Genomic DNA, 22,535 nt, shown 5'->3' with positions numbered 1-22,535 from the left:
ATTACGCCCCTTTCATTGACTGGGTTTAACCCGATTTTCTAACCCGTAAATACCACTCGGACAACAGCCTGACCTGTTTCGGGGTATAGCCTTTCTCAACCATACGGGTTACAAAATTCTCGTGCTTTTGCTTGTCTTCTACCGACGCCTTAGCGTTGAAAGAAATAACTGGCAACAACTCCTCGGTACTTGAGAACATTTTCTTCTCAATGACCTCGCGCAATTTTTCGTAGCTAGTCCAACTGGGGTTTCGCCCTTCATTCTGCGCCCGTGCCCGCAATACAAAATTGACGATCTCGTTACGGAAATCTTTCGGGTTGGCGATCCCTGCGGGCTTCTCAATTTTTTCAAGTTCGCTATTCAAGGTACCGCGATCAAATATCGCGCCCGTCTCTGGATCGCGATAATCTTCATCCTGAATCCAGTAATCCGCAAAAGTAACGTAGCGGTCAAAAATATTCTGGCCGTACTCAGAGTACGATTCCAAATACGCGGTTTGAATCTCCTTACCCACATACTCAGCGTAGCGCACTGCCAGCCAACCTTTGATAAATTCAAGATAAACACGCTGGGTGTCTTCCGGTAATTGCTCGCGAAGAATACGCTGCTCTAGCACATACATTAAGTGAACGGGGTTAGCGGCAATCTCGGCATTGTCGTAATTAAATACCGCCGACAAAACTTTAAAGGCAAAGCGAGTCGACATACCGGTCATGCCTTCATCAATACCAGCGTAATCCCGGTACTCTTGAAAAGACTTGGCCGCAGGATCGGTGTCTTTCAATGACTCGCCGTCATAGACCCGCATTTTCGAATAGATACTGGAGTTCTCTGGCTCTTTCAGCCGTGAAAGAACCGTAAACTGCGCCAACATTTCGAGCGTACCCGGCGCGCAGGGCGCCTTCGACAACGAGCTGTGGCGCATTAATTTTTCATAGATTTTAACTTCTTCTGACACCTGTAAGCAGTAGGGAACCTTAACGATGTATACGCGATCAAGGAAGGCTTCGTTGTGCTTGTCATTCCTAAATGTCAGCCACTCGGATTCATTCGAGTGAGCTAAGATTACCCCCTGAAAAGGGATCGCTGAGAAGCCTTCTGTACCTTTGTAGTTTCCTTCCTGAGTAGCCGTCAACAGCGGGTGCAGCATTTTAATCGGCGCTTTAAACATCTCAACAAATTCAAGCAAACCCTGATTGGCTAAGCATAGGCCGCCCGAGTAAGAGTATGCGTCGGGGTCATCTTGTGCGTAGGCTTCAAGTTTACGGATATCCACCTTGCCTACCAGCGTGGATATATCTTGATTGTTCTCGTCACCGGGTTCGGTTTTGGTAACAGCAATTTGTTTCAACACCGAAGGCTGAATGCGCACCACCCGGAACTTACTTAGATCGCCTTCAAACTCGTCGAGGCGTTTGATCGCCCAAGGTGAAGACAGGCCGGTGAGGTAGCGCGTTGGAATACCATACTCTTTCTCGAGTTGCGCACCATCGCGCATCGGATCAAAAAGGCCCAACGGTGACTCATTAATTGGCGAGCCCTTAAGCGCATAAATAGGCGCGGCTTCCATTAGCTTTTTCAGCCTTTCCGCGATCGATGATTTACCACCGCCAACGGGACCGAGCAAGTACAAAACCTGCTTACGCTCTTCCAAACCCTGCGCAGCGTGCTTAAAAAACGCAACAATTTGCGCGATAACGTCCTCAAGCCCATAAAATTCTTCGAAGGCCGGATAACGGGGAATAAGACGGTTTGAAAAGATGCGAGATAAGCGCGGATCTTTGCGGGTATCGATCAGCTCAGGCTCACCGATCGCGGCCAGCATGCGCTCGGCGGGGGTTGCGTAAGCAAGGGGATCCTGACGACAGAGGTCTAAGTAGGCCTCAAGAGACATTTCTTCTTCACGTCCCTTCAGGTATTGCTCACGAACATTGTCTAATATGCCCATCTTTGCAATCTCCTTCTGTGCTGTGCTGCGGCGCTAAAACCCTCACATAATGAAAATTCTAATCGCCATTTATGTGTGCAAGCATCTTTACTGTACTCCGTTACGAGTTGGCCATCCAGTTGGATTATCAATAATTTAAGGAATAAATATAAATATAAATATAGTCCCGCATTGAACGTTTAAGGCCGCCAGTAACGCTAAAATAATGCTGCGATTTAACGCAATCCTCCATCTTGGATACTACCTATGTAACACGGGTTTGTGCCTAACTCGCTGCGCAGAAAAGCCCAGACTTACGCTATCAAGGGTTTTAAGCGACGTCGCATAGGGATGCTAAGCAAGATTATTGCCAGTCTAAAAATATTTTAAGAAATGAATCTAAATCGAAAATTCTTACCCCGCGCAACTCACGCAACAGCCGCGCCAGGGGCCATCGCAAGGCGGAATCTGTGGCTAGATATGGTCGTTAGCAAGGCCTCACTACCGCAGTTCTAGGCAGGGGCTGCAACGTATATTGAGACGGGAAAACAAACATGACGCACCGCAATGGCGCGTCAATATACGGGAGCAAGTGGAAACAAAACCAAGCTTTAACGCTCTATTTGCCCTAGATTTGCATGGATAACGCTGCCATTCATCACCGGATTCGCCGCACAAAACCAGATAGTTGCAGCAATCTCTGCAGGGTCGATCAATCGTCCAAAGCTGACTATACCCGTGATACTAGCCATCACCGCAGGGTCATCGCCAAGCATGCCCCGCAACATTCCCGTATCGGTAAAACCTGGGCAAATACAGGCACTGTGAATACCTTTACCCACTAAGTCTTGCGTGGTTGCCCGCATCAAACCAATAATACCGTGCTTACTGGCAATATAAGACGCGCAGCCCGACACCGCTTTTTCGCTAAGTGTAGACCCCATATACAAAATAGCCGAGCCTGGCTTCATCATTGGGATCAAAAGCTGATTTAACTGCTGCGGCGCCACTAGGTTGATCTGTAGAACCTGACGGAAAGCTTCGGCCTCCAGATTAGCGACGCTATCGCCATCGTGACGAGCGGCGTTATGGAGCAGCACAAGCTCGTCCGCGTTCTCGGCAATTGCAGTCAACTCCTCAGCACAGCTCTGCAGCCAGTCCAATTGCTGCATATCAACGCAGATCTGCTCTGCGCCTTCCATCGCGATACCTCGGCGCGACAAATTAACGATGCGATAACCCTCAGCCTGGAATCGCTGAGCCGTCGCATAGCCAATACCCTGACTACCGCCACTTACAATTAACACTTTACTCATTTGCGTCTCGCTTTTACTGCACATATATATTGCCAGGCACGTCTAGCGCGCAACCGGTCTACCAAGCCGAAGAGACCGGGAGATCAATCGCGGCTCCAACTCGCCGAACCCCACTGCCCAGGCCCTGATGACACCTTCATTATCAATTCGCGTATTTCATTCCCTTCAATAAAAGGCGCGTCCCGAAGCAATTGCTCTAATAAATAGCGGGCAAACTCTTCAACCGTGGTATTACGTACCGGCAGTACTAAGGTGTCAGATACGAGAAAGGGAATCTGCTCACCGTTAAACTCGGCAATATACTGCGCGCCTTCGCTACGAATCTGCATAAACGGCGAGTCCGCAGGTAGCAGAGTGTATTCATCGAGCTGAGCACATAACTTGCGCAAACGGGTCTTAATTTCCACGTAACTAAAACACATACCATTGTCGCCAACGTCCGCGGTTAACAGCAAGCTGACCTTGAAATTATGGCCGTGCAAGCGCTCCCGCTCAGTGGCGGAAAATATAGTGAAGTGTGCACCGGAAAATTTCAGATCTTCTTTGCTAATCTCGATGCAAGTGTAAGCTTTTACAGGCATTAGGAATGTTGTTCCTTATCGTTATATTCGCGACAAATAGCGTTAAAACTATTCCCCTAGCTTACCTCTTCGGACCGGCCTTTACACCTTCAGACAGACGTTAACGCCGTTTCAAGTTCGGCGAGTAAGCCCGACTCGTCTAGTCCAGCACCGTCGATAATCATATCCGCGTAGCGGCGATACAGGGGTAAACGTTCCGCGTATACCTGCGCCAGCCCCAAGCCCGGCGGCCCAGCAATACCACGACTTTCAAGATTTTGCACCCGCATGGTGATTTCATCGAGGGGGATATCCAGAAATACGCAGAGGCCAAAGCGTTTTAAATGTGCCATCGCGGCCGCGCTATAAACCGCGCTGCCGCCGGTGGCAACGATCTGGCCAGTAAAGTCATTGGCCAGCAACACTTGCTCTTCGATAGCTCGCAAGGCAAGGTAGCCACGCTGATCAAGGATCGACTGTAAGCTTTCACCTTCGCGCAGTTCAATCAAGTGATCGGTATCTACCAATGGCATACCCCGCCGCGCCGCCAGAAGGCCGCCAATAGTCGACTTACCCGCCCCAGGCATTCCGATTAATACAATCCCGGGTATTCCCTCCACTGGCATAGTTCTCTTTACTCTGGCGACGTCTAATGCGCCACCTTGCCACAAAAAATACAGAAAGTGAGCGCCTTAGCAACAAAAAAGCAGCTAAGGCTTTTGCGCTAGCTGCTTCTGTTGGGTTCAGGCATTGTAAAGCTGGCTATGATTGAAACATTTCCAGAATAGCCGAGAAATCCCGCTGCGCATTGCCTTTTTGCGAGAACGACGCGTACAAGCTACGCGCGAGTGAGCCCATCGGGACAGAACTCTGCGTTACGAGACTGTTTTCCATTGCCAACCCCAAGTCCTTGAGCATGAGTTGGACCATAAAGCCGGGCTTATATTCGTTCGAGGCGGGCGCGGTTGGCATGACATCTGGGTAGGGATTGTAATTTTCCAGCGACCAATTTTTACCAGAGCTATTGAGCATGATCTCTGACAGTACCCTAGGATCGAGCCCATTATTCGCACCCAACTGTAGCGCCTCTGCGGTGCCAATCATATGGACGGCGAGCAGCATATTATTGCAGATTTTCGCGATCTGCCCGGCGCCGTGGTCACCGGCATGAAAAATATTCTTACCCATCCCCTCCAGTACAAGCTTGCCACGTGCAAAAGCCACGGCGTCACCGCCACACATAAAGGCGAGGGTTCCTGCCTGAGCCGCTTTAACCCCGCCGGATACCGGCGCATCAAGCATTTGCAAGCCCTTCGCGGCTGCAGCCTCCCCTACCCGTTTTGCGGTATCAGCATCTATCGTGCTGCAATCCATAAACAAAGTGCCGGTACTCGCTTTGGCGATCAAGCCTCCGTCGCCGAGGTATAAACCTGCCACGTGCTTACCAGCCGGTAACATCGTGATAACCGTATCCGCGCCAGCAAGGGCTTCCAACGCCGTAGCAGCCTTGTTCGCCCCCTGCGCTACAACCGCATCCATAGCGGCGTCTACCAAATCAAACACGGTTACTTGGTGGCCAGATTTAACAAGGTTGGCCGCCATCGGGCCGCCCATATTACCCAAACCAATAAACGCTATCTTAGCCATATTGCTCACCTGTTTATTAGACTTTTGGCGTTCACCTGAACACCTTTTATATAAAAAATGAGACGACCTAAGCCGCCTCAAAACCTGTCGCTAAACGCCCCTTATAAATCGTGTAAGGGATTTTGGTCCCACGGCGCGCTGAAATGTTGTTCGATCAAAGTTTGCGGCACTGCGGCCGGTGCCGTGTGCTGCCACGCCGGGCTTTTGTCCTTATCAATTAACAGGGCCCGCACGCCTTCGGCAAACTCCGGCTGGCGAATAATTGCAGTGGATAGCAGAACCTCGGCCTGGAAAGCAGCCTTTAAGCTAAGCCCTTTACAACGGCGCAATTGCTCGGCAATCAAGCGGGCACTCAGCGGTGAGCCTGACGCCAATGTAGCCGATGCCTTTTGAATCCAAGGATTATCTGACTGCGCGGCGATAATATTATCGATCACCGCAAGGTCATCTTCGCCAGCGCAGAGCTGCTCGATTTCGGCCGCCGCCGCTTCCACGTTCCCTACTGGCATCGCGGCCGCCGAACGAGCGACATAAGTGGCCATTAGATCAAACACCCGCTCGTGGTTATCTGCCACTCCGGTAGACCATGCAACGTCGGTTAGGGCGTTCAACACCTCACCGGCATATTGGTGTTCGACAAAACCCTCGGCCAAACCGAGGTAACGCGCGTCCGCAGCATTAAACGACGCGCCCGTTAAGGCTAAAAATAAGCCGGTGTGACAGGGCATTCGATTCAAAAAGTAGCTGCCACCAACATCAGGGTACAAACCGATGGTGATCTCCGGCATGGCAAGGCGTGTTTTTTCGGTGACAACGCGATAGCTGCCCGCCGCGAACACGCCCATCCCGCCGCCCATGACAATGCCGTGTCCCCAAACGATGACTGGCTTGTCGAATTTATGCAGTAAGTAATCAACGCGGTATTCCTGCTCAAAAAACGCTTCGGCGTATTCACAGGGACCACTAGGCTGCTCAACAGATGACTTGTATAAGGCATGAACATCGCCACCAGCACACAGGGCTTTTTGGCCTGAACCATGGATGAAGACACAAGCGATGTCGCTGCGCTCACGCCATTCGCGGAGCTTTACCAGCATCAACTTAACCATGTTTAAGGTAAGCGAGTTCAGTGTTTTTTCTACATTCAATGTAATAACACCAACCGCGGGGCCACTCGCCGATTTACGCTCTTCAAATAAAACTTCTTCTACATGCGCCTCCATTACGCGTTCTTCCATTCTGGGCTGCGCTTCTCAAAAAAGGCATTCACGCCCTCCTTCTGATCAAGGGTGTCGAATAACTGAATGAAACGTTCCCGCTCCAGCAGTAAGCCCTGGGGCATAACCGCTTCACGGGGTTTGTGGATCAATTCCTTACAGAAGGTCACTGAAACCGGACTCTGCTGGGCAACCTGCGCAGCCAAGGCCAGTGCGGCGGTTTTCACAGTACCAGAATCAACGACTTCTTCAACCAGCCCCAAACTCAAAGCTTTGTCAGCTTTTATGCGTTCGCCGCATAGAATAATGCGCTTAGCCCAACCCGGACCAACTAAAGCCGTCAAACGCTGAGTACCACCCGCGCAAGGCAGTAAACCCACTTTTGCCTCTGGCAGCGCCAACTGGGCATGGGACTCTGCGATGCGAATATCACAAGCTAAGGCACACTCCAGACCGCCGCCCATGGCAAAGCCATTTATGGCAGCAATCGACACGCCGCGAAAATCCGCCAAGGCCTCAAATGCCTGACCAAACTTCAAGCCAATATCTTGGGCTACTGCTTTATCGCCACTCGCGAACATTTTTAGGTCGGCACCCGCAGAGAAAAACTTCTCACCAGCCCCCGTAATAACGAGGCTGTAAACGTTTTTATCAGCGTTCAAGTTCGCGACTAATTCGCGCATACCGCTCAGCGATTCAGCATCCCAAGTATTTGCACCGGGATTGTCGATAGTGATCAAGGCCGTATGGTCAATGATTTCTACTTTTAGTTTTTCTGTGGGACTGTAGTTGCTCACTTTATAACCTCCAAGGCGCCATCTATTAATAAACGTCGGCCAATAATGACCCGCATAATTTCATTTGTACCTTCCAAAATTTGATGTACGCGGCTGTCGCGAACATGCCGTTCTAGTGGGTATTCTTTAATATAGCCATAGCCACCATGCAACTGCAGCGCGTCATTACAAATATTGAAACACACATCGGTGGCAAAACGTTTTGCCATCGCGCAATAGATGCTGGCTTCAGAATCACCGCTGTCCAATTTGAAGGCTGCCAAACGCACCATTTGCCGCGCCGCCACCAAGTCCGTGGTCATATCGGCCAATTTAAACTGGGTGTTCTGAAAGTCAGCAATTGCCTGACCAAACTGCTTGCGCTCTTTTACGTATTCAATGGTGGTTTCCAGCGCCGCCTGTGCAGTGCCAATCGAACAAGTGGCTATATTAATTCGCCCCCCGTCTAAGCCTTTCATGGCGATTTTAAAACCTTCGCCTTCTTTACCCAAAATATTAGCGGCCGGCACCACTACATCTTCAAACGTTACAGTGCGCGTTGGCTGGCTATTCCAACCCATTTTCTCTTCTTTCTTACCGTAGCTTATGCCCGGCGCATCCGCTGGAATTGCAAATGCGCTAATGCCCTTAGGCCCATCACCGCCAGTGCGCAGCATTGCCACCAAAATGTCAGTTGAACCCGCGCCAGAGATAAACATTTTACTGCCGTTAACAATATAGTTATCGCCGTCGGCACGAGCAGTGCTGCGCAAATTCCCAGCGTCCGATCCCGCATTAGGCTCAGTTAAACAGTAGGATGCCAGCTTTTCACCCATCACCAGATCGGCGCACCACGCTTCGATCAAAGCCGGTTTGCCGTAGGTACCCAACATGCTGGTAGCCATATTATGGATAGTCAAAAAAGCAGCGGTTGAGGTGCAACCTCGCGCAAGCTCTTCAACAATTACGCTGGTATCAAGGCGACTCATACCCAAACCGCCTGCACCTTCAGGGGTATACATCCCCATAAAGCCTAATTCACCCGCCTGCTTTAAAGCATCTTTTGGGAAGATATGCTCTGCATCCCACTGCGCGGCATTCGGTTTGAACACACCGTCAGCAAACGACCGCGCACTTTCGGCGAACGCTTTTTGATCGTCGGAAAGGTTAAAGTCCATGTTGTTCTCTTTTCAAGGCAGAAATAAAGCAAAACGCCGCTAGGGCGGCGTTTACACGCAAATCTTACTTAAACTTGGCCATTACTTTGCCAAACAGCACTTCATCTGAGGGAATCTCTTTGCTCACCGCCAGCGGCTTAGAGACCCATGTTTCGTTGATCAGATCGCGCCACGTAATATTATTATTCGTACTGTTGCCGCCCCAAGAGCCACAGCCCAAAGAGAAGGTTTGGCGCATACCATTCCACAGATTACCGCTGTTCGACGGCGCCTGGGGCTGATTAACCATTACCCGCGAGGTTTTGGTCGCGTAGGCAAACTTCATAATATTTTCATCGCTATAGGAATAAATTCCGCATGAGTGGCCTTGGCCTTGATAGGCTTGAATGGCATTCGTCATGGCAATAGCGCCATCAATGTCTTTGACAGTGTAAAAGGCCATCACCACCGACATTTTTTCACCGGAGAATGGGTAGTCTGGACCAGCGCCCGTTTCTGGCACAATAAAAAAGGACTTACCTTCAGGTAGGTCAATACCCGACATTTCCGCCAGCACACTAGCAGGCTGGGCAACAATGCGAGCAGCAATGTGGCCATCTTCCCAGATAATACTCTGCAATTTGGCCTTTTCTTCAGCGTTACAAATATAGCCACCTTGGGCTTGGAGTTTGTCCAGCAGGGCTTCAACATTCGATTCAAAAGCAATAACCGCATTGTCAGAGGAGCAAGAGGCCGCCAAATCCAAGGTTTTAGAAATCCGGATTTTTTCAGCCGCCTCATCCAAATCCGCTGTGTCGTCGACAGTGATTACCGCGTTACCGGCACCAACACCCAGGGCAGGTGTCCCGCTTGAATACGCAGATTTAACCATCGGCGCGCCGCCGGTGGCTAATATACGATCACATTGTTTCATCAATTCCGCGGTCCCTTCCATAGTTGGACTATCCATGGAAATCACCAAATCCTCTGGCGCACCGCAGGCTTTCAGTGCGTCACGCATCAAATCGCAGATCATCTTATTGGTTAGTTTAGAGCGAGGGTGCGGCGCAATAATAATTGAATTGCGCCCCTTAACCGCAGAGATCGCCTTGATGACTGGCGTCGCTTCTGGGTTAGTACAAGGCGTTAACGCGCCAATTACGCCAACAGGCTTAGCGATTTTAACAATGTTGCGCTCTTTATCGTCTTCCAATACACCCACTGATTTGTCGTGAATGATATCGAATAGGGCCGCGCGAGTTTTCTTAAATATCTTCAGAAACTTGCCGTCATAATTGCCAAGTTGGGTCTCTTCCACAGTGAACTGAGCAATTTTCTCGGCCACATCCTGACGGGCAACTGACCACACCATGGCGGTAATCAATTCATCCACCTGCTCTTGGCTGTAATTGGCAATTTGTGCCTGCGCTTTTCGTGAACGCTCAACGAGTGACTGCACAAGGATTGCTTCTTCGGTGGTGGCTACGGCGGTTTCAGCGGCCATGGTATTTCTCCGGGTTATTTTTGTCGTTTACATAAGCATAGCTGGGACACACCCAACTGCGCACAATTAGGGCACCCATATAAACACAGTTAAGAATCAGGTAGGATTGATTATATTGCCGACTTGATGGACTATATTGCGCATAGACTTTGGTCTACACACTTCGCAACAACAAGATAAAAATGATTAATTACAAAGGCTTAACATGCCCATCACCTCAGACTGGCCACTGCCTCCGCAAGGTATTCGCTTCCTAACACCACAATTTGTACAAACCCAGCTTGCCGGCCACCCCCTGACTGAAGGCCTCTATCCCCTAGCCATGGGTTACTATCCCGCAGCGTTTGGGCATCGTATGCAACGCCAGCAACATGACAGCCACCTGCTCATTTACTGCATAGCCGGTAAAGGCACCTTGATGTGTGACGACAAACACTATCGAATAAACAGTGGCGATATTATTTTGCTGCCGCCAGACCATCCCCATGCCTACAAAGCCGACGGCAAAGACCCTTGGACAATTTATTGGCTGCATTTCCAAGGCCGACTTGCGGGCGATTTTTATCAGCATATCCAGCTTAGCAGTCCCTGTTTTAATATTGGCGTGCAGCCGCGAGTGGTGCGAATTTTTGATGGGCTTTCTGAGTTGCGCCGTAGCGCCTATCAATTCGCGGAGTTCGTGCAGGGTGGGCATCAACTACAAGCATTGCTCAGCTATATTGCCTTGTTAGTACGTCAGCAACGTCCGCAAAGCGGCAAAGCCTTAAACTGGGAACGTTTGCGCGCAACCATGCAGGAACATATTCACGGCCAACTCAACCTCGATGACTTGGCGGCTGGCGCGAAATTATCGAAGTACCATTTCACCAAAAAATTTAAAGCCCACACAGGGCAATCGCCGATTCAGTATTTTATTAATATGAAAATTCAGCGTGCGTGCTACCTACTCGACAGCAGCAATCAATCAGTAAAGCGCGTCGCAGCAGCCGTAGGCTACGACGACGCCTACTATTTTTCGCGACTATTCAAGAAAACGATCGGTTTAGCCCCGAGTGACTACCGTCAGCACCGGCGCAGCTAATAATTTATAGTATTTCACCCGCCATTACGGTCACGGCCTGCCCTGACAATAGCACTTTGTCTCCGATAATAGCCACGCCAACTTTACCGCCTCGGGCAGACAATTGCCGACCATGCATCTCAATGAGGCCGAGCTTATTAGACCAATACGGTGCCAAGGCGCAATGCGCAGAACCGGTAACCGGATCCTCGTCAATACCTGCGGCAGGACCGAAAAAACGCGAGACAAAATTGGCATCTGTCTCGGCGTTAGCCGCTGCGGTGACAATTAAACCCCGCGCCGGCAGCGCTGCTATGGCAGTGAAGTTGGGGATGAAATTTTGCACCGCTGCCTCATCTTGCAACTCAATAAGTAAATCTTCCCCTGCGCGGCACACAGCGTTTGCACCCCCAGCTAGGTGTCGCAAAGCGACACGCTCCTGATCACTACACGAAGAGATAGGCGCTAGTGGAAACGCCAAGGTAATCCCATTGGCGACCCGATTCGCCAACAACTCACCACTGCGTGTAGCAAACCGCAGTGAATCAAGCTTAATGCCCCATTGCGCCCAAAGCGCATGCGCTGCCGCCAAGGTCGCATGACCGCAAAGTTTCACCTCGGTCGTTGGCGTAAACCAGCGCAAGCTGTAATAGCCCTCGCCTAGCTGCTGCAAATACGCAGTTTCAGATAAGTTAAATTCGGCGGCGATCAACTGCATGTCGACATCCGGGAGTGCGGCATCAAGCAAACACACTGCCGCCGGATTGCCGCCAAACCGGGCGGCTGAAAAGGCATCTACAATAAAATACTTCATCCCAAGTCCCTCAATGAAAACTAATGAATATTCCACCACCAGTGCTGCTCTGCAGACACTGGCGACTCACTTCTCGTGGCCAAAATTGCCATATACACCATGGCGACAAACACCAGCAACTTCGCAGCACCACACAAGTATTTTGGTTTTTTAACGTAAGTAGAAAACCAGTAAACGATTTGCATTGCCGACTCCTTTCTAAGGCCCGTAATGTTTACACATCGAGCACAATGAGGGAGTTAGCGTAACGTGACTGGAAAAACCACAACAGATACAATATTATAATTTTGAATAGGTACAGATAAGATAATTATAAATCTGTACTGCATAACAGTTCACGCTAGGAGCCTTCTATGCCACCCCGCTACCGCCAAGTCGCCAGCGACATTGCCGCGCATATTGAGCAGGGCAGACTGACTTCCGGCGATAAATTACCGGGGGTAAGACAAGCAAGCAGCCGCTACAAGGTTAGCATGTCGACCGCGCTGGCAGCCTACCGCTACCTTGAGCAAGAACAGTATATCGAAGCCCGACCACGCTCAGGTTTCTACATCAAGGCTCGGTTCGAAACCGCCATTCCCCGCCCCCGCGAATCTCGCCCCAATTCCACCCCGGCCCTCGTGAACAACCAGCAACGCGTTATGCAGGTCATTACCGCCGCAAATCAACCCGGTATTCTGCGTTTGGGCGCTACCGTTCCCGATGCGAGTTTCTTACCCGTAGCGGCGCTTGAGCGCGCCTTAGCCAGCGCCGCTCGTCACCCGCACAGCCGTGGCAATGGCTATGAATTCCCACCGGGATATTTAGGCTTGCGCCAGCAGCTCGCCAATCGGATGAACAAACTCGGTTGCTCATTGCATGCCGACGACATCACCATCACCCAGGGTTGCCAAGAGGCGCTCTATTTAGCGCTAAAGGTCAGCTGCAAAGCCGGTGATATTGTCGCCTTGGAATCGCCGTTATTTTATGGGCTGCTGCAAATAATTGATTCACTGGGCCTGCAAGCCTTAGAGATTCCCACCGATCCCCAGCAGGGCATTTCACTTTCGGCGCTGCAACTGGCCATAGAAAAGTGGCCAGTCAAAGCCTGTATTGTAGTAACAAATTTCAGTAACCCCATCGGTGCCAGCCTCAATGACGAGCACAAGCGTGAGCTAGTCGCCATGCTGAGCGCCGCAGCAATCCCCTTGATCGAAGACGATATCTACGGTGAGTTAAGCTTTGAGGGACAACGGCCCGGTATTGCCAAGCGTTACGACAAGAGCGGTGACGTGCTGTATTGCTCGTCGCTGTCCAAATCTTTGTCGCCGGGCCTGCGTATTGGCTGGATTGCCGGTGGCAAATACCGCGAGGAATTAAACTACCAAAAATTCACCCTCAATGCGGCCGGCGCCACAATCCCCCAACTAGCGGCTGAGCGCCTATTACAAAGCGGTGAATACGACCGCCACTTGCATCGCATGCGGGCCGCCCTCGCAACATCCACTGCGCGCATCAGGGAAGCCTTAGCTCGGCACATGCCCAGCGGCACACAAATCACGCAACCTCGCGGCGGCTACGCCCTGTGGTTAGAATTGCCCAAGCAAGTCGACACCTTGCTATTAGCGGAACAAGCGCTGGCAAAAAACATCAGTATCGCCGCGGGGCCACTGTTTACCGCTAGCGAAAAATACCGGCACTGCCTACGAATTTCCTGCGCCTGCCCGTGGAATTTACAACTTGAACAGGGTCTAGCAACATTAGGTGAACTCGCCAGGGCACAGTGCAATCAATAATCTGTTTACACCGCGAGCAATTCATTGAGTAAGACTGGCAGCTCTACACTGGCGAGGCCATAGCGGGTTTGTGAAAATGCCGATTGCACTGCCGATGGTTCTAAGTTCACCTCAATGGTATGCGCGCCGACGCTCGCCGCCGCCTGCACAAAACCCGCAGCGGGATAAACATTGCCTGAGGTACCCACAGCAATAAACAAATCACATTGCTCTAGTGCGCAATATATCTCATCCATCGCCAAGGGCATTTCACCAAACCACACAATATGGGGACGTAAACCACCACGCAAGCCACAGCAAACACAACGCTCGTCACTATTGATGTCGGCAGTGATGGGATAAACAACCCCACTATAGCTGCAGCGCATTTTTAGCAGTTCACCGTGCATATGAATAAGTTTGCTAGAGCCGGCACGCTCATGAAGGTCATCGATATTTTGGGTGACTAATAAGTACTCGCCCTGAAAATTACGCTCAAATTCAGCGAGCGCGATATGTGCGGGATTGACTTGCACCGCAGTACTTAATAACTGCTGGCGACGCTGATTGTAAAAGCGTTGCACTAGCTCCGGATTAGCGTCAAAGCCTTCAGGCGTCGCGACGTCTTCAACCCGATGTTCCTCCCAAAGGCCATCAGCCGCCCGAAAGGTTTGTATACCTGACTCTGCCGAAATACCGGCGCCGGTCAATACCACTACTCGCTTATAAGTCATCGCTGAGCTTAAAACCAAGGTCGCTGAGCGAGGACATAGGTCTGCTCAAATTCAGCGTCCGATTTAGTGAGATAAAGAATAAATTCGATGAACGCGATAATCGCAATCACAAAGGACGGCAAGCCCAGCAGAATAAAACCGAACACGAACGTCAGCAGCATAATCACACCCTGCTTGGTATAGCCAAGGTAGAATTTATGCACACCAAACACCCCAAAGAAAAACGCAAACAATGCCGCAGTAACTTTTTGGGAAGATCCAGTCGGCAATGTTTTATCTATGTAAATCGCCTCAGCCCGACTGCCGGCAGCGACAAAATCTACCGCCGCGCCGACTTGAATATTGCCTTCGGCCTGCCATTGCGCCGCGTCAAAGCTATACCGCTGACCATCTTCCCCACTAATTACGCCAGCGCCAGTGTCAGCCTTAAAGTCGAGTATTTTCCCTTTCATAGACCCATCCCTTGTATCTGAGCGTTCAAAAAAATAAATGCCGTGCTTTTTTCGAGCATAACCGACCAAAACCAAGACCACCAGCGATCTACAAACCCACTTTACGCCAGCGACTTTTGCCAAAACGTCGCTGCGCCTTGCAGGGGATCGAGTTCGTAGGGCGCGAAACCACAATGCCGATACACCCGCTGAGCCACAGCATTATTCGCAAGTACTTCTAAGGTCAGCTTGCAGTAATTTCTGCTACGCGCGTAGTCTTCTAGCTTGGCAATCATTTGTACACTTAAACCCTGACCACGATATTCCGGCAAGACCATTACATCGTGAATATTTAATAATGGCTGACACTTGAATGTAGAAAAACCGCGCAGCGCGGTAAGCAGGGCCACCGGCTTAGCCTTATCAAAAGCCAATAGGGTTACCGCGCCAGCTTCTCCAGCCAAGGCATCACACAAATTATTCAAGACATCATCGGATAGCGCCTCGCCGCCACCCATGGGATCGAGTGCGTAGGCGGTCATCAATTTTATAATTCCCGCCCGATGGCAAGGATCCTGATAGTCCGCAATTTCAATCATCATACGTTTAGTGTGATCCATTAGTCCTACTCATATTCAGCACATTTCTTGTGACTAGCCAATTTCACTTGTATCAAAGCGCTGTGCGAGCCAGCGCACTTGTTCGCGGAACCACTGCTGAGCGGGATCAGCCTCCAAGGCCGACGGCCACATCATCCAGATCGGAATGGGATCAATCTTCAGCGGAAATTCAAAACACTGCAGGTCAAAAGCGCCCGCATAGATCGTTGGTAGGCGCGACGGTAGCACAGCAAGGTAATCAGTCGCCGCCACAACGGGCAACATACTCGAGAAGTTCTGTACCTGCGCCGCCTTTTTACGCGGCAGTAAATTGCCACCCAAGGCCTGTTCTAGCTGGCTGCGCTCCCGGCTGCGCTGAGGTAAAAAAACATGTTCTTCAGCGAGGTACTGTTCAAGCGTAAGACCGGCATGAATACGAGGATGGCCCTCACGTGCAATAACAACCAAGCGCTCGTTGGTAAGTTGCTCTGTGTGCACAAAATTCTGGGGCAAGGGCACATAATCAATTAATACATCGACTTCGATACGACGCAAACTGAGGGCCAAATCCTGATTCGGCCCGGCAAATGTCAAGGCCTCCACCGTAAGCCCTAGGCCCGCCTGCTGTAAGCGCGCCAGCAAAGGCCCCAAGGCAACAGCCTCAAAATAATTATCGCCGAGTAACCGAAAACAACGCTCCGCACTTGCCGGCTCAAAGTGCCGGTCTTTGCCGAGCGCGCCGCGAATCAAGATCAAGGCCTCACGAATTTGGGGGTAAATTGAATGCGCCCGCGGGGTGGGCGTCATACCTAAGCGACTGCGAATAAATAACTCATCGTTAAACGTTAGCCTCAGCCGCTGCAATGCCGCGCTCATGGCTGGTTGACTCATCCCCAAGCGATCCGCCGCCCGGGTCATATTTTCTTCGATCATTAACGCATCGAAGATAGACAGCAAATTTAGGTCTACACCACGTAAATTGAGCATATGACTCAGCTTTAATTATATTAAATACAGATAATTATTATATATAACATCAAATTTACAAATAATTAAGAGCCGTTATCCTAATACAACAATAAAACGCATTAGGAATCAGCTATGGACAATATCGTCAACCTCTCGGTCATTTTGTTTATTATTCTCGCGTCAGCCTGGGAGTGGTCAGCCGGACGCAACAGCAACGGTAAAAAATCCCGCGAAGACTGGGGCATGGCCTTCATTGCTGCGTTTGGTCTTAGCGCCATTCAACGCCCAGCATTGATATTCGCGATTGCGGGTCTAGGCGCGATAGTCGCACCGCATTTCCAAGGAAGCTTAAGCTGGTTAGAAGACGCGTACTTCTGGCCGGTATTGATTGCCTACATTTTTATTGAAGAGCTACTGCACAGCGGCGCGCATTTCTTTTCCCACGCCCGCCGCCCGCGCTGGAAACCATTACTCGTGCTTCAGCAGCTCTATAAAATTGGTCACCGGCCCCACCACTTTTCCGGCAAAAATGACGGCCGCGGCGAGCTAAGTGTGACGCAAACCTTTGTTGAGCACTGGTTATTCTGGTTTATTATGCCCAATTTCTGGTTCCAGTTTATCTGTCTCTACCTAGGCCTAACTGAAGTGTTTTTGATTGGGACGGTATTCAAAGGTCTGTGGGCAGCCCACAACCATGTGAATTGGAATTACGACTTGTACTTTCTCAATCATCGCTGGTCTTGGGTGCGCAAAACTATGCGCGGCCTATGCCACGTCATCACCTTCCCGACCCAGCATCACCATCATCACGCACGAGGTAAAAACTCAGTGAAAAACATGAGCAATCTATTGGCGCTATATGACTGGTTACTATTTGGCACCCTCGCGATTGAAACCGAGCGGCCGAAGCAATATGGCTGGAAGCAGTCGCCTCAAGAGGAGCATAGTGTTTGGTATCGCTACTTTGCCATCGACACTAAGAAACTTGGCTACTAAATCCCCCAAAGTTGTGTGGTGTCGCAGACACCACACAATTTCTACCGGCTTAATGAACCCCGCTCATCCGCGCAAGAACCAGACTGCCTACGGTAATAAAAGACACGATAACAAATAGGATACCCAGCAATTTCATTGGCCGGAACGGTTTGCGCTCAGTCTCGTTATAACCCTGCTTTAAAAAGGTGTCGACCTTGGCTTGATCGTCAGGATTGAGCTTATTGTGTTCATTTTCCATTGAGTCACCACAGGATAGGCATCACCGTACGCTGGCTTATAGCCATGAATCGCAGGCAATAAAAAAGGCGCCACCATTATCGCAAGATGCCGCCTTCTTCTCCAGCTTTACCACTTATACTTCAATTACAGGATCGCTTACAACTGTCGCGAGCAAAAGCCTATGAGCGGCATTCGGCCCATATGCTGAGCGCCGAAGTTTTTCAGAGATTCCTTACGCAAAAGCTTCCTCTGGAATATCCATCAAACTAGCACTGCCATTGCGAATAGACTCGCTCAAGCCACTTGCTTGCGGCAATAAGCGCTGCACAAAGAAGCGAGCAGTGTGCAATTTCGCTTGCGCAAATGCATCGCCCTGCGCGCAATCATCACTCAACACCGCTTTGCTCATCATCGCCCACATATAGGTATACAGCGTGAAGCCCATAACGTGGAGGAACTCGACTGAAGCAGCACCAATCGCATTAGCGTCACCGGCTTTCACTTGCTCAAGCACATAAGCAGCAAGCGACTCTAGATTGTCGACTGCGCCATTCAGGGGGGTTAAGAACTCGTCCATGCCGCTGACCGAGGTTGCCGAGGCGCTGAAGTCACGCATCTCTGCAATCAACAAAGCCAAGGTTTGACCTCCATTTGCGGCGATCTTACGGCCCATTAAATCGAGCGCCTGAATACCGTTGGTGCCTTCGTAAATTTGGCTAATACGAACGTCGCGAACCAGTTGCTCCATGCCCCACTCACGCACATAGCCGTGACCGCCAAACACTTGCTGGCCAAGAACCGTGCCTTCGAGGCCTTTATCGGTAAGAAACGCTTTTGCGACTGGCGTTAACAATTCCACCATTGCAGCGCCGCGCTGCTGGTCTTCGCCGCTCGCGAATTTCGACAAATCCAGTTGTTTGCCAACGTATACCGCGAAGGCCCGACCGGCTTCTACATAGGCCTTTTGAGTAAGCAACATACGGCGGACATCTGGGTGAACGATGATTGGATCCGCTGCCGCATCTTTATTCACTGGGCCAGAAGGCGCTCGGCTTTGGATACGCTCGCGAGCATAGATAGAAGACCACTGATACGCCGCTTCAGCGGCGCTCAGGCCTTGAATACCCACAGACAAACGCTCGTAGTTCATCATGGTGAACATGCCCTGCAAACCGCGGTTCACTTCACCAACCAAATAGCCTTCGGCGCCGTCAAAGTTCATTACGCAGGTGGCAGAAGCATTGATACCCATTTTGTGCTCAATGCTGCCACAGGTCACACCATTGGCTTCACCAAGGCTGCCATCATCATTCACTTTAATCTTAGGCACTAAGAATAAAGAAATACCTTTAGAGCCAGCAGGGGCGTCGGGCAACTTAGCCAAAACCAAATGAATCACGTTTTCAGTTAAATCGTGATCACCACCGGTAATGAATATCTTGGTACCGCTAATGCTATAACTACCGTCAGCCTGGGGAATCGCTTTGCTGCGAATCATACCGAGGTCGGTACCCGCATGGCTTTCGGTTAAGCACATTGCGCCAGCCCACTTGGCTGAATACATATTGGGCAAGTACTTGGTTTTGAGCTCGTCAGATGCGTGACTGGCAATGGCCAGTGCCGCACCAGAGGTCAACGTTAGATAAAGACCCATGGCAATATTTGAGGAATACAGCATCTCTTCAAACAACAATACCAGCATTTTCGGCATGGTTTGACCGCCGTATTCTGGCGCACCCGACAGGCCGCCCCAGCCACCGTCAGCGAGCTGTTTAAATGCGTCGGGATAACCTTTTGGTGTCGTCACAACACCGTCAGCCCAAGTCACACCTTCTTCATGTCCTGGCTGGCTTAAAGGTGCAATCAGACTTTCATTAATTTTTGCACTTTCTTCCAATATGGCGTCGGCCAGTTCGCGGTTGACTTCTTCCATCGCTGGCATGGTTTCCCACAACTGTTCTGCTTTAAAAACGTCGTGTAAAACAAACTGCATATCACGAAGCGGAGCTTTATATTCTGGCATTTAGAAATCCTCTAAATTTACGGCGACTCAAGGTCGCCGCAATCGAAACATTAGAAAGAAAGAATCGCTTAGAAAGCGAATGCATCTTCCGACATTGCCATCAAACTATCGGCGCCATTTAACATCGCAATTTTATGCGCTTCAGTACGCGGCAGTAAACGTTGATAATAGAAAGTCGCGGTTTGCACCTTCGCTTTCAAGAACGCATCATCGGCATCGCCATCAAGCGCGATAGAAGCCATGCGCGCCCACATAAAGGCCAACGATATATAGCCAGCATACATCAGATAATCAACTGAAGCGGCGCCGACTTCGTCAGCATTGTTCATGGCTTTTTCACCAAGTTTACCGGTAATTTCGCCCCACTCTTTGTTCAGTTCAGCGAGCTTAGTGACAAAAGGTGCCATACCCGGCTTGTCTTGCTGCTCTTTACAGAAGTTGTGGATAATTTTAGTAAATACCATCAACTGCTTGCCGCCACTGCCCATGACCTTACGGCCAAGTAAATCGAGTGCTTGAATACCCGTGGTGCCTTCATACAGAGTAGAAATCCGCAAATCGCGAACAATCTGCTCCATGCCCCACTCAGAAATAAAACCGTGGCCACCAAAAACCTGCATACCGTAGTTAGCCGATTCTAGACCGGTTTCGGTTACAAAAGCCTTGGCAATTGGTGTCAGCAGCTCAGAAAGCTCTTCTGCATCTTTGCGCGCCTGCTCATCGCCAGAGAAATAGAAGGTATCAACCAATTGCGCAACCCAATAAATAAAGGCGCGGCTGCCTTCAGCAAAGGCCTTTTGAGTGAGCAGCATACGACGCACATCGGCGTGCACAATCAATGGATCAGCGGGGCCATTCGGGTTTTTCGGGCCACTCAAAGAGCGCATTTGCAGACGATCTTTGGCGTAAGCAAGTGCACCTTGGAATGACGCTTCACCCGCAGACAAACCTTGTAAAGCCGTGCCCAAACGCGCAGAGTTCATCATGTGGAACATGGCATTCAAACCGCGATTCTCTTCGCCGACCAAAAAGCCTTTGGCGCCGTCAAAATTCATCACGCAGGTTGCAGAGGCTTTAATACCCATTTTGTGCTCAATGCTGCCGCAGTGGACCCCATTGCGCTCACCGACTTCACCGTTTGCATCAGGCAAAAACTTAGGTACAACAAACAGTGAAATACCTTTGGTGCCTTCAGGTGCACCTTCTATTCGTGCCAAAACCAGATGGATAATATTTTCCATCATGTCGTGCTCACCGCCCGAGATAAAAATCTTGGTGCCGGTTACATTATAGCTACCGTCGGCATTAGTCTCGGCCTTGGTACGCAGCAAACCAAGATCTGAACCACAGTGAGACTCAGTTAAGCACATGGTGCCGCCCCAGGTACCCTCGGTCATTTTAGCTAAATAGGTTTCCTGCAACTCATCGCAGGCATAGACCTCGAGCAAGCGCGCCGCAGACTGCGACAAACCAGTGTACATACCCCAAGACCAGCAAGCAGAACTCACCATCTCTGTAACAACGAGACCCAATGAATTCGGCAAACCTTGACCACCAAATTGCGGGTTGGCGGTCATTGATGGCCAGCCACCTTCTGCATATTGCTGATAGGCTTCTTTAAAGCCTTTAGGCGTAGTCACCCCAGTTTCAGACCAAGTACAACCTTCTTGGTCGCCAGGCTGATTGAGAGGAGAAAGGACATTTTCAGAAAATTTGGCGCCTTCACTTAGAATAGCGTCCATTAAGTCTTCGCTAACCTCTTCACGAGTAGCAAGACTAGCGAAGTGTTTATCGCTCTTGAGTACATCTTTTAACACGAAATTAATATCGCGGAGCGGAGCAGTATATTGCGGCATGGTATAGACCTCATGTACATGATAGCCACGGCAGTACCTGCCGGGCAATGTTGACAGTGACAACTATAAAGATTTTATTACGTCTTGCAAGTGTTTTTGGATCTACATAAAGGTGATTTAGGCCAGCAACCGGGCCACAATGACACATTAACGCGAAAATTAGACAGCAAATTCAATGCAAGACTGCCGCTTATTCGGCACAAGGCAATTAACAGCATAGCTGACTATACGGGAGAAAAAACAGAAGAATGGCGCAATAAAAGCAGCACCGACAAATTTGGAATCTCCGCTAGAGCAGCGGAGAAATATCTAGATGCTCAGCCGCCAGATTGGCATCCGGCTGACTTAAATTCGGTAGCACCCCTAAACACGGCGCTGGCAAGAAATTCCGCAGTGTTGCCAAGTTTTCATCAAAACACGCCATATCCGGATCTATTTGATTTGCCACCCAGCCCGCCAATACAAGTCCATCGGCTCGAATTGCCTCTGCGGTGAGTAAGGCATGACTAATACAGCCCAATTTCATACCCACCACCAAAATAACGGGAGTTTGTAATTCAACTACCAGGCCCGACAACATTTCACGCTGACTCAAGGGCACCCGCCAGCCGCCAGCCCCCTCAATTAACACCATATCCACTTTGCGCATCATAACGCCGCGGCAAAAGCCTGCCAACTGAGAAACACTCAAACGCCGACCAGCCTGCTCAGCGGCAATATGAGGTGCAATTGGTGGCGCCAATAGCACAGGATTGACCTGCTCATAGGGCAATGACTCGGTCATCGCGTCTATTAGCATCAAAGCATCAGTATTGCGCAAGCCTTGCTCTGTCAGATCCGCACCTGCCGCAACAGGTTTAATCGCCAAGGTTTTTAAGCCCCGCGCCGCGGCGGCACGCAAAATACCGCAAGCAACTAAGGTCTTACCGACGTCCGTGTCGGTACCCGCAATAAAGTACTGTTTAGCGGCCAAGTT

At 50.3% G+C, this 22,535-nt stretch carries 22 protein-coding genes; 3 read left to right on the top strand and 19 right to left on the bottom strand.

The features are described 5' to 3' along the window. Positions 1–25 precede the first annotated feature (25 nt). The 9 genes from ABD836_RS11870 to ABD836_RS11830 all read right to left on the bottom strand — a co-directional run bounded on the left by ABD836_RS11870 (position 26) and on the right by ABD836_RS11830 (position 10,104). Positions 26–1,948 carry a PrkA family serine protein kinase gene (locus tag ABD836_RS11870; protein ID WP_344936138.1) on the bottom strand — a complete coding sequence of 641 codons (1,923 nt, stop codon included), beginning with the start codon at positions 1,946–1,948 and terminating at the stop codon, positions 26–28. Between the two features lie 590 nt (positions 1,949–2,538). Further along, on the bottom strand, positions 2,539–3,243 hold the full coding sequence (locus ABD836_RS11865) for an SDR family NAD(P)-dependent oxidoreductase (RefSeq protein ID WP_344936135.1): 705 nt from the start codon (positions 3,241–3,243) through the stop codon (positions 2,539–2,541). A gap of 83 nt (positions 3,244–3,326) precedes the next feature. Beyond that, positions 3,327–3,824 carry a 6-pyruvoyl trahydropterin synthase family protein gene (locus tag ABD836_RS11860; protein WP_344936133.1) on the bottom strand — a complete coding sequence of 166 codons (498 nt, stop codon included), beginning with the start codon at positions 3,822–3,824 and terminating at the stop codon, positions 3,327–3,329. Positions 3,825–3,913: 89 nt separating this feature from the next. Then, positions 3,914–4,429, bottom strand: a complete 516-nt coding sequence (locus ABD836_RS11855; RefSeq protein ID WP_344936132.1) for a shikimate kinase — start codon at positions 4,427–4,429, stop codon at positions 3,914–3,916. A 136-nt stretch (positions 4,430–4,565) separates the two neighbouring features. Further along, positions 4,566–5,450: a 3-hydroxyisobutyrate dehydrogenase gene (gene mmsB, locus ABD836_RS11850; protein WP_344936130.1), complete on the bottom strand. Its 885-nt coding sequence runs from the start codon at positions 5,448–5,450 to the stop codon at positions 4,566–4,568. Positions 5,451–5,551: 101 nt separating this feature from the next. Further along, positions 5,552–6,688 carry an enoyl-CoA hydratase/isomerase family protein gene (locus ABD836_RS11845; RefSeq protein WP_344936127.1) on the bottom strand — a complete coding sequence of 379 codons (1,137 nt, stop codon included), beginning with the start codon at positions 6,686–6,688 and terminating at the stop codon, positions 5,552–5,554. Next, on the bottom strand, positions 6,673–7,464 hold the full coding sequence (locus ABD836_RS11840; RefSeq protein WP_344936125.1) for an enoyl-CoA hydratase: 792 nt from the start codon (positions 7,462–7,464) through the stop codon (positions 6,673–6,675). Before ABD836_RS11840 ends, ABD836_RS11845 begins: the two co-directional genes overlap by 16 nt. Continuing rightward, positions 7,461–8,621: an acyl-CoA dehydrogenase family protein gene (locus ABD836_RS11835; RefSeq protein WP_344936122.1), complete on the bottom strand. Its 1,161-nt coding sequence runs from the start codon at positions 8,619–8,621 to the stop codon at positions 7,461–7,463. The genes ABD836_RS11840 and ABD836_RS11835 overlap by 4 nt, the downstream gene beginning before the upstream one ends. Before the next feature lie 64 nt (positions 8,622–8,685). Then, positions 8,686–10,104 carry an aldehyde dehydrogenase family protein gene (locus tag ABD836_RS11830; protein ID WP_344936120.1) on the bottom strand — a complete coding sequence of 473 codons (1,419 nt, stop codon included), beginning with the start codon at positions 10,102–10,104 and terminating at the stop codon, positions 8,686–8,688. A 205-nt stretch (positions 10,105–10,309) separates the two neighbouring features. On the opposite strand from ABD836_RS11830, the gene ABD836_RS11825 reads away from it, so the two are divergent. Beyond that, complete coding sequence (locus tag ABD836_RS11825) at positions 10,310–11,185, top strand: AraC family transcriptional regulator (protein WP_344936117.1); 876 nt, start codon at positions 10,310–10,312, stop codon at positions 11,183–11,185. A gap of 4 nt (positions 11,186–11,189) precedes the next feature. Here the strand turns inward: ABD836_RS11825 and ABD836_RS11820 are convergent, their stop codons facing one another. Further along, a complete protein-coding gene (locus tag ABD836_RS11820) occupies positions 11,190–11,978 on the bottom strand; it encodes a PhzF family phenazine biosynthesis protein (protein ID WP_344936114.1) in 789 nt (262 codons plus the stop codon). 20 nt (positions 11,979–11,998) lie between these two features. Then, on the bottom strand, positions 11,999–12,163 hold the full coding sequence (locus ABD836_RS11815; protein WP_344936112.1) for a hypothetical protein: 165 nt from the start codon (positions 12,161–12,163) through the stop codon (positions 11,999–12,001). Positions 12,164–12,331: 168 nt separating this feature from the next. Here ABD836_RS11815 and ABD836_RS11810 point away from each other — a divergent pair, with 168 nt between their 5' ends. Then, positions 12,332–13,753, top strand: a complete 1,422-nt coding sequence (locus ABD836_RS11810) for an aminotransferase-like domain-containing protein (RefSeq protein ID WP_344936110.1) — start codon at positions 12,332–12,334, stop codon at positions 13,751–13,753. 5 nt (positions 13,754–13,758) lie between these two features. Here ABD836_RS11810 and cobB read toward each other — a convergent pair whose 3' ends face one another. The 4 genes from cobB to ABD836_RS11790 form a co-directional block, all read right to left on the bottom strand. Then, positions 13,759–14,466 (bottom strand): Sir2 family NAD+-dependent deacetylase, encoded by a 708-nt coding sequence (gene cobB / locus ABD836_RS11805; protein ID WP_344936108.1) that lies wholly within the window; start codon positions 14,464–14,466, stop codon positions 13,759–13,761. An 8-nt stretch (positions 14,467–14,474) separates the two neighbouring features. Beyond that, positions 14,475–14,918, bottom strand: coding sequence for a TM2 domain-containing protein (locus tag ABD836_RS11800; protein WP_344936107.1), 444 nt, complete (start codon positions 14,916–14,918; stop codon positions 14,475–14,477). Between the two features lie 101 nt (positions 14,919–15,019). Further along, a complete protein-coding gene (locus tag ABD836_RS11795) occupies positions 15,020–15,517 on the bottom strand; it encodes a GNAT family N-acetyltransferase (RefSeq protein ID WP_344936105.1) in 498 nt (165 codons plus the stop codon). A 33-nt stretch (positions 15,518–15,550) separates the two neighbouring features. Continuing rightward, positions 15,551–16,483: a LysR substrate-binding domain-containing protein gene (locus ABD836_RS11790; RefSeq protein ID WP_344936103.1), complete on the bottom strand. Its 933-nt coding sequence runs from the start codon at positions 16,481–16,483 to the stop codon at positions 15,551–15,553. Positions 16,484–16,597: 114 nt separating this feature from the next. Here ABD836_RS11790 and ABD836_RS11785 point away from each other — a divergent pair, with 114 nt between their 5' ends. After that, the gene (locus ABD836_RS11785; protein ID WP_344936101.1) at positions 16,598–17,461 is read left to right on the top strand and encodes a sterol desaturase family protein; all 864 of its coding nucleotides are present in this window, start codon (positions 16,598–16,600) and stop codon (positions 17,459–17,461) included. A gap of 49 nt (positions 17,462–17,510) precedes the next feature. On the opposite strand, the gene ABD836_RS11780 is transcribed toward ABD836_RS11785, so the two are convergent. The 4 genes from ABD836_RS11780 to bioD all read right to left on the bottom strand — a co-directional run bounded on the left by ABD836_RS11780 (position 17,511) and on the right by bioD (position 22,532). Further along, entirely contained in the window at positions 17,511–17,699 is a 189-nt protein-coding gene (locus tag ABD836_RS11780) for a DUF3094 family protein (protein WP_344936099.1), read from the bottom strand. A 213-nt stretch (positions 17,700–17,912) separates the two neighbouring features. Further along, positions 17,913–19,703 (bottom strand): acyl-CoA dehydrogenase C-terminal domain-containing protein, encoded by a 1,791-nt coding sequence (locus ABD836_RS11775; protein WP_344936097.1) that lies wholly within the window; start codon positions 19,701–19,703, stop codon positions 17,913–17,915. 68 nt (positions 19,704–19,771) lie between these two features. Then, positions 19,772–21,559 carry an acyl-CoA dehydrogenase C-terminal domain-containing protein gene (locus ABD836_RS11770; RefSeq protein ID WP_344936095.1) on the bottom strand — a complete coding sequence of 596 codons (1,788 nt, stop codon included), beginning with the start codon at positions 21,557–21,559 and terminating at the stop codon, positions 19,772–19,774. 289 nt (positions 21,560–21,848) lie between these two features. Then, the gene (gene bioD, locus ABD836_RS11765; protein ID WP_344936093.1) at positions 21,849–22,532 is read right to left on the bottom strand and encodes a dethiobiotin synthase; all 684 of its coding nucleotides are present in this window, start codon (positions 22,530–22,532) and stop codon (positions 21,849–21,851) included. Positions 22,533–22,535: the final 3 nt, after the last annotated feature.

This window comes from Zhongshania borealis (assembly GCF_039539625.1).
GTDB classification, from domain to species: Bacteria; Pseudomonadota; Gammaproteobacteria; order Pseudomonadales; family Spongiibacteraceae; genus Spongiibacter; species Spongiibacter borealis.
Note: the sequence above shows the minus strand (reverse complement) of the source record. Positions and strands in the feature narration are given on the sequence as shown.

Coding starts and splice junctions, on each gene's coding strand:
- ABD836_RS11800 (WP_344936107.1), bottom strand. CDS start 14,918: ATGAAAGGGAAAATACTCGACTTTAAGGCTGACACTGGCGCTGGCGTA.
- ABD836_RS11790 (WP_344936103.1), bottom strand. CDS start 16,483: ATGCTCAATTTACGTGGTGTAGACCTAAATTTGCTGTCTATCTTCGAT.
- ABD836_RS11855 (WP_344936132.1), bottom strand. CDS start 4,429: ATGCCAGTGGAGGGAATACCCGGGATTGTATTAATCGGAATGCCTGGG.
- ABD836_RS11770 (WP_344936095.1), bottom strand. CDS start 21,559: ATGCCGCAATATACTGCTCCGCTCCGCGATATTAATTTCGTGTTAAAA.
- ABD836_RS11865 (WP_344936135.1), bottom strand. CDS start 3,243: ATGAGTAAAGTGTTAATTGTAAGTGGCGGTAGTCAGGGTATTGGCTAT.
- ABD836_RS11830 (WP_344936120.1), bottom strand. CDS start 10,104: ATGGCCGCTGAAACCGCCGTAGCCACCACCGAAGAAGCAATCCTTGTG.
- ABD836_RS11820 (WP_344936114.1), bottom strand. CDS start 11,978: ATGAAGTATTTTATTGTAGATGCCTTTTCAGCCGCCCGGTTTGGCGGC.
- ABD836_RS11810 (WP_344936110.1), top strand. CDS start 12,332: ATGCCACCCCGCTACCGCCAAGTCGCCAGCGACATTGCCGCGCATATT.
- ABD836_RS11775 (WP_344936097.1), bottom strand. CDS start 19,703: ATGCCAGAATATAAAGCTCCGCTTCGTGATATGCAGTTTGTTTTACAC.
- ABD836_RS11780 (WP_344936099.1), bottom strand. CDS start 17,699: ATGGAAAATGAACACAATAAGCTCAATCCTGACGATCAAGCCAAGGTC.
- ABD836_RS11860 (WP_344936133.1), bottom strand. CDS start 3,824: ATGCCTGTAAAAGCTTACACTTGCATCGAGATTAGCAAAGAAGATCTG.
- ABD836_RS11815 (WP_344936112.1), bottom strand. CDS start 12,163: ATGCAAATCGTTTACTGGTTTTCTACTTACGTTAAAAAACCAAAATAC.
- ABD836_RS11795 (WP_344936105.1), bottom strand. CDS start 15,517: ATGGATCACACTAAACGTATGATGATTGAAATTGCGGACTATCAGGAT.
- ABD836_RS11835 (WP_344936122.1), bottom strand. CDS start 8,621: ATGGACTTTAACCTTTCCGACGATCAAAAAGCGTTCGCCGAAAGTGCG.
- ABD836_RS11845 (WP_344936127.1), bottom strand. CDS start 6,688: ATGGAAGAACGCGTAATGGAGGCGCATGTAGAAGAAGTTTTATTTGAA.
- ABD836_RS11870 (WP_344936138.1), bottom strand. CDS start 1,948: ATGGGCATATTAGACAATGTTCGTGAGCAATACCTGAAGGGACGTGAA.
- ABD836_RS11785 (WP_344936101.1), top strand. CDS start 16,598: ATGGACAATATCGTCAACCTCTCGGTCATTTTGTTTATTATTCTCGCG.
- cobB (WP_344936108.1), bottom strand. CDS start 14,466: ATGACTTATAAGCGAGTAGTGGTATTGACCGGCGCCGGTATTTCGGCA.
- mmsB (WP_344936130.1), bottom strand. CDS start 5,450: ATGGCTAAGATAGCGTTTATTGGTTTGGGTAATATGGGCGGCCCGATG.
- ABD836_RS11825 (WP_344936117.1), top strand. CDS start 10,310: ATGCCCATCACCTCAGACTGGCCACTGCCTCCGCAAGGTATTCGCTTC.